Here is a 15,472-nt window from a genome sequence, read left to right as displayed (position 1 = left end):
GCTTGTACCGTTGCGAGCGTGACGTGGATAACATAACTTATTGAGAGAAGAAAGAGCAGCATTGAGCTGCTCTTTCAGAATAATACGCAGAACTAACCCTATCATTTGGCGTTTTATTACTCAGCGGCTCATCGAAAAATACTGCGCCACACGCTTAACATCACTTTCATCAAGCGTCCCCGAATCACTCAACAATGTGATCCAAGATTTTATGTAAGTGTACTTGGCTGAAGCCAGGTCGCGCTGGGCGCTATAGAGCTGTTGTTCGGCATTGAGCACATCAACGTTAACACGCTGCCCTGCCAACACGCTCTGACGTGTCGCCGTTACCTGCGTGGTCGCTGATTTAACCGCCAGTTCGTACGCAGCTAACTTGGCGCGGCTACTGATGCACAGGTTGAATTGTTTACGCAGATCGTTCAGCGTGCTGCCGACTTGCGTATCCATTTCGTACATCGCCTGGCCATATCGTGCCGCGGCCTGGCGAGTTGATGCAGAAACACCACCACCGGCATAGATTGGCATGCTCACCTGTACGCCAATGCTATCAGTACGGTATTTCTGGTTGACCGTATTATCGCTACTGGAGTCGTTCTCCGAGTGTGAAGCATAAAGTTGCACCTGCGGCATAAAGCCCGCACGGTTACGCTCTACTTCATACTTCGCTGCATCAACGCCGTGACGTGATGCAGCCAGCATCGGGTTATTTTCGAGAGCAATTTTTTGCCACTCTTCAAACTTTGAAGGAATCAATGGGGCTACCTGGAATTTCCCAGGACGCAAGACCTGTACCTCATCTAGTTGGTTGAGCGGCACGCCAATAATAACCTCGAGCTCACGCTGAGCCGAATCTAGCGCATCACGCGCTTCGATCTCTTGAGCTTCTGCCAAGCTATAGCGAGCCTGAGTTTCAGAAACGTCTGTAATGGTGCCTTCCCCTGCACTCATTAAACGATCGTTCAGCGCCAGCTGCTCTTTATAAGCCGCTTTTTGTGCAGAAGCCAAAGCGATTTGATCTTTGGAATAGGCCACTTCGACATAGGCAGAGATCACCCGTACCGCCAGATCCAGAAACTTGCCGCGGTAGCGTTCGTCAGACATCAATGTTTGCGCTACACCAGCCTTATAGCGTGCGTAGGCCTCATAGTCGAACAACGGCTGCGTCAACGTTACCGAACTGGAATAACTGCGGTACTGCTGCCGTTGAGTCACTTCGCTCACATTGCCAAAAAAGTCACTCGACGGATACTTTTGCGTCTGCCAGTTTCTCGGCGAGTTTTGATAATTAAGTGATACCTTCGGCAGCAGCCCCGCCCTGCCGATGTTTTCGTTTTCGTCTCCCGCTTCTTTCTCTTTTATTGCCGCCCGGAAGGTCGGATCTTTCTCAAGTGCCAGCGAATATGCGTCTATAATCCCTATCGAATGAACCGGCGCAGATATCGCAAACAAGAGGGTACTGATAGTAAGGCCAGCAACCTGTCGTTTAAATTGAATCAAAATTATTCCTCGGTTAATGAAGTATGAGCGCGATCCAAAATAGGTTTAAACAGATAACTCAGCAGTGAGCGCGAACCGGTCTTCACAAACACCTCAACAGGCATACCTGGTTTAATGTCTTCCCCACTGAGCAATTTCATGCCCTCAGGAGAAACAGTAACCTGCATTTGGTAATAGGGTTCGCCATTGGTTTTGTCCACCAATCGGTCGGCAGAAACCAATGTCACCGTCCCCGGTATTTTCGGGGTCTTGTTCTGGTTGAAGGCAGTAAACATCAGATCCACCGGCAACCCGTTGTACACCTTGTCGATCAACTCGACTTTGAGGCGAGAATCAACCACCAGCGTAGCCTGGCTGGGTACAACATCCATCAGGTGGTCACCCGCTCCCACGACGCCCCCCTGAGTAAAGATATTCAATCCAACTACTGTGCCATCCACCGGTGAGGTAATAGCCGTATTGCCGAGATCAAAGTTCGCCATTTCCAGCTTGTTTCTGAACTCGCTGGTATCCATCTGAGTCTGTGCCAGTTGGGTTCGGACTTCACGCTGATAGTCAGCAAACCGCTGATCGATCCGTTGCTGAGACTCCTGTAGCTGTTTTTGTACCTGACCAATTCGCCCGACTGTTTCATCAATGCTGCTGTTCACTTCCGCAAATTGACGCTGCACTTCCAGATAGCGGTTACGTGGTAAATAGCCGTCTGCGGCTAATTGCTTCATGCTATTCATCTGTTCGCGGAGGCTGGAAAGTTGGATCTGCTTGTTAATCCGGGAATCCTGTAACCCTTTTAGCTGAAAGCGCATACCGTCCATTGACTGCTTATAGCCATCAACTTCGCTTTGTAAGCCTTGGCGACGAGAAGAAAATAACTGCGTTTGTAGTGCGATGATCTCGGCTACGCGTGGCTGAGCCTGGATTTGTTCGAAAACAGGGGAAAAAGTGACTTTGCTTAAGCCGTCGCGTTCAGCAAGCAGGCGGCCTTCAGTGGCCAATGTGGTGTAATACTGATCGCGAAGAGAATCAACCTGTGCCTGAGCCTGTACCTGGCTCAATTGCACCAACACCTCGCCCGCTTTAACTTTGTCGCCTTCTTTTACTGTAATGCTTTTGATAATACCGCTGGCCGGTGCTTGCACCGTTTTGCGATTGCCAGATACAGTGACTGAGCCGGGTGACGCAACCCCTTTATCCAGTGGTGCAAACGCTGCCCATGCAAAAAAACCAAACAGACCAAGACCAATCACTAACCATCCCATACGGGTAAAACGCCGCTCATCCTGTGGGATTTGTTCTGAATACGAGTCTTGCGGCTCGCCAATGTGCGTAGACATACCAACTCCTTTGACTGCAGGCAGCGCTTCAGCGCCGCCCGGCAAGTTCACAGCTTAATTAATTTGAGTTTTTGGGATATTGCCTTCATCCGGCTCAGAATTGACTGCACGCACCGCTTGCTGCGGAGTTTGCGCCTTTTGCGCATTTGTCAGTGCTTGCAACACCTGCTGTGTAGGACCGAATGCATTGACGGTGCCGTTCACTAACAGCAATAGCTTGCTGGTCATTGATAGCAAGTTGGTACGGTGGGTAATCAGAATCACCGTTTTATTACGCTGTTTAAGGAACAATATTGCCTGATTCAACGCTTTTTCACCGGCATCATCGAGATTGGAATTAGGTTCATCCAATACGACCAGGGAAGGATCGCCATACAGTGCACGCGCCAGACCAATACGCTGTTTTTGTCCGCCGGATAACCCTGCCCCACCACTGCCGATGATCGTGTCATAACCGTTTGGGAAGCGCAGTATCAGCTCATGCACGCCGGCCAGTTTGGCAGCTTCGATAACCTTTTCTGCATCTAAATCGTTAAACCGTGCGATATTTTCGGCGATAGTGCCACCAAACAGCTCAATATCCTGCGGTAAATAACCGATATAAGGACCCAGCTCGTCTTTGTTCCATTGATATATGTCGGCATTATCGAGCCGCACGATACCTTCACTGACCGGCCAGATACCAACAAGCAAACGCGCCAACGTTGACTTGCCGGAAGCACTTGGGCCGATAATCCCCAATACATCACCTGGTTGGATAGCAAAGCTGACATTATGTAATACCGCATCAGCCTTCGAACCCGGAGGTGTAGCAGTTACACCTTCAACAGAGACAATCCCTTCCGGACGTGGCAAGGACATACCCATACCACGCGGTGGGTGCTTATCCAGCAATTTCACCAGACGCTGATAGGATAATTTGGCTGAGCTCCAGCTTTTCCAAACGTTAATGACCTGCTCGATAGGAGCGAGCGTGCGTCCCATAAGGATAGAACCGGCAATCATCATTCCTGGAGTGATATGGCCGTCAATCGCCAACCAGCCGCCCAACCCTAGCACTAAAGACTGTAGTGAGAGACGAACGAACTTAGTGATTGAGGTGACTGTAGTGGCGCGCTCACTTGCTATACGTTGACTATTCAAGAACCGTTGATGCAAGTTAAACCAGCGGCCTTTTAAGTTAGGCAACATGCCTAATGCTTCGATCACTTCAGCATTACGCAGATTGGTGCTAGCCAAGCTCGAGGACATAATTGAGAGCTTGCTGGCTTCAGCCAAAGGTTTTTTCGATACCATTTCGTTGATCACGGCCAGCGCTATCAGCAACAACGAACCAACCAACGCGAACAATCCTAACCAAGGGTTAAACAGAAAAATCACCAGCAGATAAATTGGGAACCACGGCGCATCGAAAAATGCAAATAACGCGCTGCCCGTCAGAAACTGCCGTACGGTGGTCAAATCACCGAGCATTTGTCCTGCATCAGAGGAACCATTTTTTAGATTAGACTCATATGCAGCAGTGTAAACCCGCGTATTTAAACGCATATCCAGCTGACTGCCGATACGGATAACAACCATGCTACGCACATACTCCAGCAACGCCATCATGCCGAACATTCCCAGCATAATCAGCGTTAACATCAGCAACGTGATCTCATTGCGTGATGGAAGTACCCGGTCATAAACCTGGAGCATATAGATTGAAGGAACGAGCATTAACAGATTAATAAATGCGGTGAATATGCCAACGGTCCAAAAGACTTTGGTACGTGTCCGTATAACATCCGCAATTTCATTACGCGGTATAAATTGATTCACTTTCTGCCCTTACATCATGTGCACTGTCAGCCCAATCCGCATCAATTACTTCTAAGGAAATTCTTAAAAAGAAAATAAAAACAAAGAAAATCCTCAAGAAGACTCCCCAAACATGCTCGAGACTGCAGATACTTTTTTTAACTATAGGTAGAGAAAGCACATATCAGCAAGGTACAACACGAAAAAAAACCAAGGAAGCAGTGACAGTCAAAGCGAGTGAAAACAACAAGATAAAATGAAAGGAAGACACAAGAGAGGTTATTATGAAAAGGAATAATTTATAGATAATGATACCGATCACAAATTAAAGAAACGGGGAGAATAACCTCCCCGTATTATTTAATAAGTAACAGTTATCATGAGAACTATTACTTTGCAGAGCTTACACTCACGCGTAGTGCAGATTGTCCACTAATTGCTGGTGGTTTTGACCTGTCAAATAAACGACAGTATCGTTAGCATCAAGTGTGTGGTTATTATTGTTATCAATAATCACATAAGAATCAGCATTATTACCCGTTCCGCTGAACACCACTGATGCCACACCAACTTTAGAAGTCAGTGAGTTCGGGTTACTCAGACCAAGAATTCCCCCCAACAGCCCCACAACACCGGTAGTCAACCCGCCAACCAATGAACCTAACAAGGCGTCCAAAGTATCCGCTGAACGTGTACCATAGTCGCCAACCGCATTCCCCGTATTGGACAAAGTCAAGCCAGATGCAGCATCGACAATCTTATCCTTCGCGGTACTGAAATCGGTGATGGTAACACCTGCTTGTGAGTTACTGGACTTCAAGTCGTACGTATTGGCACCCGCACCACCCGTCAGAGTAGTGTTTCCCAATATGTTGAAGCTATCAGCAGTAGTAGAACCTTCAACTGTTAGCTGATAACCATTCAGACCCAGTGTATTTAGCAGTGGCGTTAACAGAGCAGTAGTTACCGCACTCAGTGGCAGAACATTCAACAGCTGTACGATGATACCATCACCCGTCCCTGCATGGCTTGAATCAAGATTCAGGCCACCGGTATTAGTGGAGGCATTGATATCACGGACATTGCTAAAACCGCTACCTACCGCTAAATTCAGAGCATGGTCACCTGTTACATTGATGGTCTGAACCTGTGCATTGGTACCAGCCAAAGACATAATGTTGCTGAATGACCCCGTACCACCAGAAGCAATATTCACCGTACCCAACGCAGTACCCAGCAATGCGCTACTGCTGCTGTTCAAGCTGATAGCACCTGCATTCACGTTCGCAGAACTCACCGCATCAAAGTTAATATTGAAATGGTCAGTCGCATTCTGGACAAAAGTGAAGCTCAACGTACTTGCCGATGTTGCATCACCTTTGACTTCCAATTGTGCCGCAGTCCCGCCAGCAGCGTTAATCACGCTGGCATTGGCCAAACCAGAAATCACAAAGCCCTGAGCACCCAGGTTAGTGGCTGCAGCGCCTTGAGTGACCGTGCCCCCAGTTGTCCCTTCAACCGTAGCCGTCCCGTTGGTTAAACCAAAATCAAAGACGTGAGTTGGAGTTGTTACACTGGTGGTGGTTGGTGAACCAATCAATGGTGTGGTAATCAGAGTACCAACGGATTTACCGATGTACCCTGTCAGATCAATTTGCTCGAAGTTTGAGAAGTTATTGGCATTACTGGTTACAACGCTGGTGCGAACACCCAAAGCATTTTGGTTAGTCACTACAGATTTGGTGATAAAGTTGGCGGAAATAGAGTCTGTGCCAATGCCCCCGTCAGCTTTGATAGTAGTCGCTACTGTGTTAGCGCCGTTTGACACCCCATTACCAGCCCACTGCAAGCTGTCGTTGCCGGCACCAAGGTTAAACTGGCCTGTACCGGTGGCAATATTCGCGGTCGAGGTCACTACCACAGCGTCCGAACCAGAACTGGCATTCAGAATGACATTGCCGTTATTTACAGTAATGTCTACACCCGGGTTAACGCCGTTGTCAGACAGATTGACCGTAGCTGCGCTGGTACCATTAATTGTCAGATTCGCCAGATGGTCAGCGAACTTCAGGTTAACGATGCTAGCTGCGTTGGCGTTCAACTGAACATTTTGCAAAACCGCAGTTTCGGCATTACTGATCTGGTGTGAAGAGCCGGTATTCACGGTGCCTGTAGCATTACCGCCAGCCGCTGTTGCCGTCAGTGAGGCGGCAGTTTTATATAGCAGGCTGGTACCTATATCAAATTCAAAGCCGTGCTGCTGGGTAACCGTTGTGGCGTCAGTTGCAGTTGAAGTGCGTAGATCGTTGATAATAGCTTGAGTAATGACTGATTGATTAGATCCTAACGCGCTGTAGGTTGCTAACTGGGCAGCATTAGCCGCTGTGCCATGTACCAAAGTATAAACATGCTGGATGAAATCATTGCCAGTAAGAGAGGCTCCTTTATTTTGGAACTCGCTTGAGGATAAAACTTTAGTAATAAAACTATTGTACGTATTTTTACTTACAGCTAAATATTTGCTCCAGTTATCAAGTCCGCTAGCATCAACACCCCGATCTGGAACAGCAAGGTAAACGGCAGCAACTTGCTCCTGGGCGGCCAATGAAGGAAGTTGTCCTGGTACATACTGGATTGTAGAAGCATTAAAATCAGCTTTAGCTTGAGCATCGCTAGGAGCGACTGTGCCACGTAAAGAGGTGATGACTTCCGCAAGAACAGCGCCCCGCGATGTGCCAGAGGTCAATTCATTCAAATAATGTGATAACTCAGCACTACTTGGTGTACGCTCGTAACCACTAGTGAAAAGCAATGTCACAAAATCAGTGTTACTCATATTTTTAATGAAGCTCTTACCGGTAACAAACGCCTGAGAAACACCTGTCAGAGTCGTAGAACCAGCATTAATTAAAACACCATAAGCATTTACTGTAGCAGCCTCAGCAACAAGCCCAAGAGTGTAATAAATTGCCAAAACATCTGATGCACCTTGCCCAGATGCGGGAGTAGAAACCGATGGATACAGTATTGTTGAAACAGTATTATTAAAAGTGTTCTGTGCAGCCAAAATCGTAGAGTCAAAACCATTATAATTCAACAGGCCATCAATCACACTGCTCGCGGCACTTTGCAGTGAGCCTGCCCCAAGTAATGCAGATAACTGCCCTGCTGTTGCAGGCGTCCCATACACATTAGTATAAATTGCTTGTAGAATTACAGTGTTGCTGGAAGAGCCATACAAGGCCTGACCTGCGGTAGAACCCAACAGGCTAGCGATATAATCACTATTTAACATCACCCCACTTTGTAACTGATTACCAATCGCATCATAATTTGCCAGTGATGAATTTTGCCCCAGTACAGCATACAAAATTGCAGCTGCTTCGCGCTGCGAATACAGAGAAGCCATAAAACCCCCTACTAGTTCAGGTAGTTAAATCAGAAAAATATTATTTTTCCGCAACTTAAGCACTTTAATGTATTACCAAAGAATTCAAGCCAGTATACGCTTTCGCTTTTATATGGCTTGAATTTAAGTTAAGTGCATCATTTCTGTCTTGTCAATGATGCCTGGAAAAGTAAAAACTCATTAAAATTAATTAGTAAGAAAAATCCCAAGGCATTTATTGCTATTAGATTAGAAGTTGAGCCAACAGATAAGCAAGCACTCAAAATGATTTCACTGGTTACTATTCAAGTTGCAATTAAATTCAAAAGTAAACCCAAAGGAACCCAGAAAGATTAAAAATAAAAATAACAGACAAAATAACAAATTAATTATTGAAGTTTAATAGTTCATAAATCTCCTGTGATAGTTGAATCGCTTTTGATTCATTTAAACTAAAAGTACTCAAGAGACAACAAAGGGAGGATAGAAATAATTAGGTTAGAACCCAGAAGAATCACGAGGCCACGTCAGCCAGGGGAGAAAATGAGGGGATGAGTAGTGAAGAATAAAATGCGAACACCAATAGAAAGTGAAATAAGCTCCCAGTGGAAAGGAGCTTACATAAAGTTAAAAATAAGAACGAGTCTCAAGCCAGTCAATACCTATAGCATGATTATCCCCGTTATCATTAGATGCGGTTAATCTTTTAAAGCCTGTAACTATATAACTTACATTATTGAGGTCTTTCACAATATTAATAGGGTTAGTTAATACGACACTATCACCAGGCATAAAATATCTACCTTTCACAGGTGCACTTGCAGAGAAAAAGGTTTTTGGAATATGGGAGATAATAGAAAGATCGCTTTCGCCCTCCTTCCCACCAAGGTTAACCCCATTACCTATTGATACAGCCCCTTTAACCCAACTAAATGACTTATCAGCTTGATTAGCTATTTCAACTCCATTACCTATATTCAAAAAATGAGTCGAAAGATCTGAGTAAATTCCCGTTGTTTTTTTCCCAGCACCACCATCTATCGTTGTTGTATCAAGACTAAGAGGTACATCACTGTTTACAAAAATCCCCGCAGAAGCCTTACCGGCAAAACCATATGCCCCAAACCGTGAATTAGATACAACAGTATCTGCCTGTGTCACTAATGCGTGACTTGTGTAACCATTAACATCGAGATTGTCCAGCACGGCCAAACCATTTTCACTATTTCGGATGACATTATAGCTTGCTGGGCCTGCTGAAAACCCCATATCAATCCCTTTGGCATTACCGACTAATTTAGAGTCTGTAATTGAAACTTTATTTTGCCAATTTTGAAACCATATGGGATGCCTAGACATATCCATATCACATGAAATAAAGCGGCAATTATCAGCAGACCCAGTAGACCTCTCAGAGCGTAGATAAATCCCTCTGTGATACCCATAAGAAAAAAGTCTGAAAAATGTTGAAAAATCACACCTACCTATATGAAATGCTGTCGCATGATCATACATCCATTGTTTCAAGGTTTGGTCATAACTAAAGCCATCGCCGATCAAATAATTGTAATTAAAATGGACATCCGAGACCCTGGGTATATCAAGACAACAATCTAGAGATAACCCACGAAATATGGGGGAACCTATGATATTGTTCATCACTACATGGGATGAAGAAATTTCTTTGGTTCCAAAAAGAAAACCATAATATGCATTACCAATATCAATGTTTATAAACTCAGAAAAATACCCAGCGCCATAGAAAAGGGGCTTGTATTTTATAGGTTCTTGCCCTGCCGCCAAACTAAGCCTTTGGTTAGGATAGCGAAATAGCAAATTTTCAAATCTGTTCCTCCCTTTTAGGACGAACTGTGGATTTCGGATATCCGTGTGATCAATAAGTATCCGTGGCATTGTCCCAGCCTGACCAAAAAGACGAGATCCTGGAATAGTCGGAATATCTGATGACTCAATACGCAAGATATAATCATGCGGAATTTCAACAGGCGAACCAGAAGTGATGGCATCAATTAATGCTTGAGTCGCATCAACGGTACCTTTCTTTTCCCTCAAGAATCTACTGAATGACATAGACTCAATATTAAGGTTCGTAGTACTTTGGGTAGCAACTGATTTATCTATTTCCTTCGAACCAGCCCTTACAGTCACCGGAGTTAGTGCGAGCAAGGCAGAAGGTAAAGCTAATGACAATATTTCTCTGCGCTTCTTATCCATTAAAAACTAACCTCTAGTAAAAATTAATTGGTTAAGGACATGATTTAATCATGAACCTCATTGTAGTTTAACGGAAAACACCAGAGAAAGAGTCACTGCTCTAAAATGGAGGATAGGCTCGCCACCTACCCTAATCCAGCCAAGTTTTATTTAATAAATAAAAACCAGTTAATTTGCAAAACTAATATGCACCATCTTTTTTCAATACAACACCAATTGTCTTGAAAAGAATGACAATATCATTCCATAGCGCCCAATTCTTAACATACCAAGCATCAAAATAAACTCGAGTATCGTAATCAATGTTATTACGCCCGCTAACTTGCCACAAGCCTGTCATACCAGGTTTGGCCATCAAATAATAATCCACATCACCTGCATATCTTTCAAGTTCAGCCTCAACAACTGGCCGAGGACCAACCAAACTCATTTCTCCCACTAGCACATTCCATAACTGTGGAAGCTCGTCCAGACTAGTTCTACGTATAAATGCGCCAATCTTCGTAATCCGAGGGTCGTTCTTTAATTTAAAATCTTTATCCCACTCAGCCTTAGCTTCTTGATCATTTTCGAGTAAATTTTTCAAGACTTCTTGAGAGTTGGTTACCATTGAACGGAACTTCAAACACTTAAATTTCTCACCGCCTTTGCCAATACGTTCATGGCCATATATTGACTTTCCACCATCACGTGACACTTTATAAGCGAGGAATAACAATACCGGCGACAATGTGATTATGGCTCCCAAGGCACCAATAATATCAAAAGCCCGCTTTAGCATCCGTGATGAAAGCTTCGCAAGGTTATTATTGACGCGAAGAATAATGACCTCATGACTAAATATAAATGACATATCTGTGCCGTAAAGAGGAACCCCACGGAGGGTAGGAATCACTGAAACCGAGCGACAATTATGCTTAGCGAGGTTCTTAAGCCACCAATCTCTCAAATTGTGTTGCACGAACTCTAATGCAACGATAAATTGTGTGTTCTTAATATCATCTAATGCCCATAACTCCTTCTCAGTTTTAATTACGGGTACTCCCAGGTACTCTTCTTCACATGGGGAATCTGTACAAATAAATGCAACAACATTAAAGCCAAGGACCTCTTCACTTTGCAATGCAGCATATGCCTCAAACGCATTCTCTCCCGAACCAATAATGACAGCGTTCTTTTTCCATAAACCAAGCTTGTCCAATCCCTTTTTACAAAAATGCCGACCAAGAGGAACTAAAAGAAGCACAAAAACCCACGTTAACATCCATACATAGCGTGAAAAATTCCATTTTGAAAATGCGACTAAAGCAAGATCCAATACAGCAAAAATAACAATGGTTCTAATAACCTCTTTCAATTCGAACCAAAAAGGTTTTCTGTATGAGTAGTGTCTTAATCGCGTCCAAAACCACGCAACACAGATTACTGAAAGTGCAAAGTGTGCAAAAATTCGAGCCCAAAATTCATCATTTGGGACGAAATTACTAATACCACCAAATAATTTATAGATAATAAGATATGATATAATAATTGAAAAGTTAAAAAACAATATATCTGAAATAGCCAATGATAGTTTTGAAGTAATACCAATTAAAGAACCATACTTTTTCTTCATAAGTCGCCCGCCTAATAAGCTTTTTTATTTTTAACTCACATCAACCAATATAATAATTATAAAACAAAAAACATATACCATGGTATGGCTTGTCATGCTTGGAATTAGTCTTAAACCAGTTCCTAAAAATCAAGACAAGTCACTTAGGCGACTAATAAACGATCTTCTTCCCGTTCTGGAACTCATCCCATCTAGATGATATAAATCCGTCAATCTCTAGTTTAAATCTCTCAGTTGAAAATCTAAGCGCATTTTCCCGACAGTCATTGGGAATTATTTTATCTGAAACGAGTTCAAACATTCGAATTGCGTCTATAATAGATGATGCGGTTTGCTTATCAAAGAATATGCCTGATGGTCGCTCAGTCCCATATGGTCTAACAGTCTCTAAAGAGCCACCTTTACCGTAAGCGATCACTGGCGTCCCGCAAGCTTGAGCCTCGACGGGTGTGATGCCAAAATCCTCTTCAGCTGCAAAAACAAATGCTTTTGCTTTTCTCATATGTTGCTCTAAAATTTCATTACTTTGGTAACCAAGTATTTCGATATTCTTGCCTGCCTTACTTTTTATTTTTTTCATTTCTGAACCATCACCGATAACCACCAGTTTTTTTCTGGCATCATCGAAAATGCTTCAACGACTAAATCAATTCTTTTATAAGGTACAAGTCGGGATGCTGTAAGATAATAATCATCTTTATCTTCATTAAATGTGAACTTGGTCACATCAACAGGAGGATAGATAACCTCCGCACTACGCCCATAAACTTTTTTTATTCTTCTGGCTATAAAATGTGAGTTGGCAATAAAATAATCAACTCCATTTGCTGTTCTACAATCCCACATTCTCATTTTATGAAGAACGATCTTCGCCAACCATCCCTTTAATCCTTTATCAAAAGCAGCCTCTTTGAGATATTGATGCTGTAAATCCCAAGCATAGCGTATTGGTGAATGAACATAGCTAACATGCATTTGATCAGGACCAGTCAATACCCCTTTAGCCACCGCATGGCTGCTTGATAAAATGATATCATGCGATGAAACATCGAGCTGCTCAATAGCCAATGGCATTAGTGGTAAATATTTCTGGTATTTCTTATTCGACTTTGGCAATGACTGAATGAATGTGGTCTTTGCCTTTTTACCTTTGAAGTTGACTCGATCTTTATCCGAAATAAAATCAACAACAGAGTAGAGTTGAGATTCCGGGTATATGTCAATAAATTCTTTAATTACCTTTTCCGCACCAGCATATGTCACGAGCCAATCAGCGACAATACCCACATTACCTATCTTACCTGACATATGTCATCTCCAAATACGTCATAAGTGAAATGAAAATCACTAGGCATATATTCTATATCATTTTTTTGACAATCGATTTATTAAATTATGCAATTCTTCAGCTGATTTAGCCCAAGAAAATCTTTTAATATTGTCAAGCCCGCTAGTTACCAACTGGCTCCTGAGGTCACTGTCCCTGGCCACTTTTTCAAGCGCTGACGCCATTTCTCCCGGCTTTAAGGGATCAAAATACAATGCACTACTACCTAACACCTCTGGCATCGAAGCCATATTTGAGGAAATGACAGGACAAGCACATGCCTGAGCTTCAAGAGGAGGAATACCAAAGCCCTCATATAATGAAGGAAAAACGAATGCTGAGGCATTAGCATAAAGCTCCAACAGCTCTTCATCAGATACTCTACCTAAAAAATCCACACGATCGGTCGATTCAACAAGTGATTCAAAATCCATGTTGGTAAAACTCTTCGCCATCCCGCCTATGATTTTTAATTTTATGTTAAGATCTTTAGGTAAGTTAGAGAATTCACTAATTAACCCATGAAAATTCTTATGATAGTTTGTAGAGGAGACGGCCAAAAAATACCCCCCCTTCTTTACATCTCTCCCATCACTTCTAAAAATCTCGCTGGCTGAGTTATATATGACATGTATCTTGTCACTATCACAATGGTAAACATCTATCAACTCTGCCTTGGAAAAGTTACTAACAGTCACTATCGACTTTGCATTCTTCAATAATAATGGAACTAATAGATTGTATATCAACTTGAATTTCCACGAATAACTTTGTGGGAATCGTTTATAAGTTACGTCATGCTGAGTTACAATTTTATTCTTATAAAAAATAGGGCCAGTGTTACCTAAGTTTACGAGCAATGGACTGTTTATCCCTTTGAGATAACGAGGTAAATCCATTTGCTCCCATGCATGTCCAGTATTTTTTCCTATTATTTCTAAATTTAGCTTGCTTGCAGTTTTTGTTCTTTTAATATTCTCAGGAGATAAAAAGACAACATCGCTTCGGATATCCTGAAGGGCCAAACATATTTGCTCAGCAAATCGCTGGACACCTGTAAGTTCTTGAGTTAAAAATCTAGAATTGATATATATCATCTCTTCCTCTCAGTGGAAAAATTATCATCCATATTATTTTCACTTCTAAATGCGCAAACGAAAATAAGTAATTTAACCACAGTCAACATGGTAAATGGCGTCACTTGGAACAACGGAGTAGAGACAGCCAATATCCACAAAAGGTTAAAGAGAACGGCGTTATATATAGCATTATAAGGCAATGAAATATTTAGGATGGAAACTCTAATAATTGCAAATATTGAGAACACCATCAGAATAATGACACCTAAAGGACCAACTACTTTTACGAAAGACACGAATGGAGTTTGTATGCTTTTTCTATAACTAGCAGAATTATTCTCCTTGTCGATGACTTTAATTTCACCGTCATCATCCGTATCCGTTGGAGAGTAAAATTGACCTCCATTGCCGATACCTATAAGAATTGCAGGGAACTTACTACCGGTATATTCCCAATAGTCACTAATTTGCCCCGAACGTGTATTCATTGACTTACTTGTCGATAGCATTAATACCGTTGATGCCAAGAATACTAGAGCGACGGCCACTGCTCCAAGTTTTATAATAGCAATACGACCCTTTAAGGCATTTACCACAAAGTCGTAAATGAAATATATAGCCCCTACAACAAATACATATTTGTACATATTAGCATATACTAAAATGCCAATGATTATGGAGAGTACATATATCAATTTTCTTTTTAGTGGTTTGGTTAAGAAGAATGATATCAATAAAAGCCCATAAATTGTGAAGAAGTTATAAACATCATCCTGGTCAATAATAGATATATTCATCCCGTAGCGTGACCAGACATAATCCTTGTAGATCACACTTGATATAAAACCTGATGCCGCATTAATAAAATCAATAATAACAAAAAACTTAAACAGCGTATAAAAATCCATTCCTTTTATTTTTTCTGTGCACAGCTGGAAAAGATAAATAAATATTATGAAATATATTACCCCTCGGAAGCTAATTAACTGATCGGTGATCCCTCCCTTTCCGCCACTCTGGATATAAACAAAGAATGATACCGTTGATAAAATCGCAAAGAACACACCTTGTAGAACCATATATTTTATATAGATGGATACAGTTGAGTTCATTGAAAAAATTCGAGGATTGGAGCTAGATAACTTCCTAATAATGATGAAAAATAATACGAGCACCGATAAAATATCTAATGGAACT

8 protein-coding genes and 1 pseudogene are annotated in these 15,472 nt (G+C 42.5%); all 9 read right to left on the bottom strand.

All coding sequences use genetic code 11. From position 1 onward, the window contains the following. Positions 1-120 precede the first annotated feature (120 nt). Positions 121-1,497: a TolC family outer membrane protein gene (locus SGBXF1_RS07815; RefSeq protein WP_186428116.1), complete on the bottom strand. Its 1,377-nt coding sequence runs from the start codon at positions 1,495-1,497 to the stop codon at positions 121-123. A 2-nt stretch (positions 1,498-1,499) separates the two neighbouring features. Beyond that, positions 1,500-2,831 (bottom strand): HlyD family type I secretion periplasmic adaptor subunit, encoded by a 1,332-nt coding sequence (locus SGBXF1_RS07810; protein ID WP_186428115.1) that lies wholly within the window; start codon positions 2,829-2,831, stop codon positions 1,500-1,502. Between the two features lie 54 nt (positions 2,832-2,885). Continuing rightward, a complete protein-coding gene (locus tag SGBXF1_RS07805) occupies positions 2,886-4,652 on the bottom strand; it encodes a type I secretion system permease/ATPase (RefSeq protein WP_037420148.1) in 1,767 nt (588 codons plus the stop codon). Positions 4,653-5,040: 388 nt separating this feature from the next. Next, a complete protein-coding gene (locus SGBXF1_RS07800; protein WP_186428114.1) occupies positions 5,041-8,040 on the bottom strand; it encodes a beta strand repeat-containing protein in 3,000 nt (999 codons plus the stop codon). A 606-nt stretch (positions 8,041-8,646) separates the two neighbouring features. Continuing rightward, positions 8,647-10,254, bottom strand: coding sequence for a hypothetical protein (locus SGBXF1_RS07795; protein ID WP_186428113.1), 1,608 nt, complete (start codon positions 10,252-10,254; stop codon positions 8,647-8,649). 181 nt (positions 10,255-10,435) lie between these two features. Further along, positions 10,436-11,869, bottom strand: coding sequence for an undecaprenyl-phosphate galactose phosphotransferase WbaP (gene wbaP, locus SGBXF1_RS07790; RefSeq protein ID WP_186428112.1), 1,434 nt, complete (start codon positions 11,867-11,869; stop codon positions 10,436-10,438). 151 nt (positions 11,870-12,020) lie between these two features. Further along, positions 12,021-13,177, bottom strand: a pseudogene (locus tag SGBXF1_RS07785) (glycosyltransferase family 4 protein). A 57-nt stretch (positions 13,178-13,234) separates the two neighbouring features. After that, entirely contained in the window at positions 13,235-14,293 is a 1,059-nt protein-coding gene (locus SGBXF1_RS07780) for a glycosyltransferase family 4 protein (RefSeq protein ID WP_186428111.1), read from the bottom strand. Further along, positions 14,290-15,387 (bottom strand): hypothetical protein, encoded by a 1,098-nt coding sequence (locus tag SGBXF1_RS07775; protein ID WP_186428110.1) that lies wholly within the window; start codon positions 15,385-15,387, stop codon positions 14,290-14,292. The genes SGBXF1_RS07780 and SGBXF1_RS07775 overlap by 4 nt, the downstream gene beginning before the upstream one ends. Positions 15,388-15,472: the final 85 nt, after the last annotated feature.

Source organism: Serratia grimesii (assembly GCF_900186025.1).
GTDB classification, from domain to species: Bacteria; Pseudomonadota; Gammaproteobacteria; order Enterobacterales; family Enterobacteriaceae; genus Serratia; species Serratia grimesii.
The sequence above is the reverse complement of the archived record's forward strand: the minus strand, read 5'-3'. Positions and strand labels throughout refer to the sequence as shown.

Coding starts and splice junctions, on each gene's coding strand:
- SGBXF1_RS07795 (WP_186428113.1), bottom strand. CDS start 10,254: ATGGATAAGAAGCGCAGAGAAATATTGTCATTAGCTTTACCTTCTGCC.
- SGBXF1_RS07775 (WP_186428110.1), bottom strand. CDS start 15,387: ATGAACTCAACTGTATCCATCTATATAAAATATATGGTTCTACAAGGT.
- SGBXF1_RS07800 (WP_186428114.1), bottom strand. CDS start 8,040: ATGGCTTCTCTGTATTCGCAGCGCGAAGCAGCTGCAATTTTGTATGCT.
- SGBXF1_RS07810 (WP_186428115.1), bottom strand. CDS start 2,831: ATGTCTACGCACATTGGCGAGCCGCAAGACTCGTATTCAGAACAAATC.
- wbaP (WP_186428112.1), bottom strand. CDS start 11,869: ATGAAGAAAAAGTATGGTTCTTTAATTGGTATTACTTCAAAACTATCA.
- SGBXF1_RS07780 (WP_186428111.1), bottom strand. CDS start 14,293: ATGATATATATCAATTCTAGATTTTTAACTCAAGAACTTACAGGTGTC.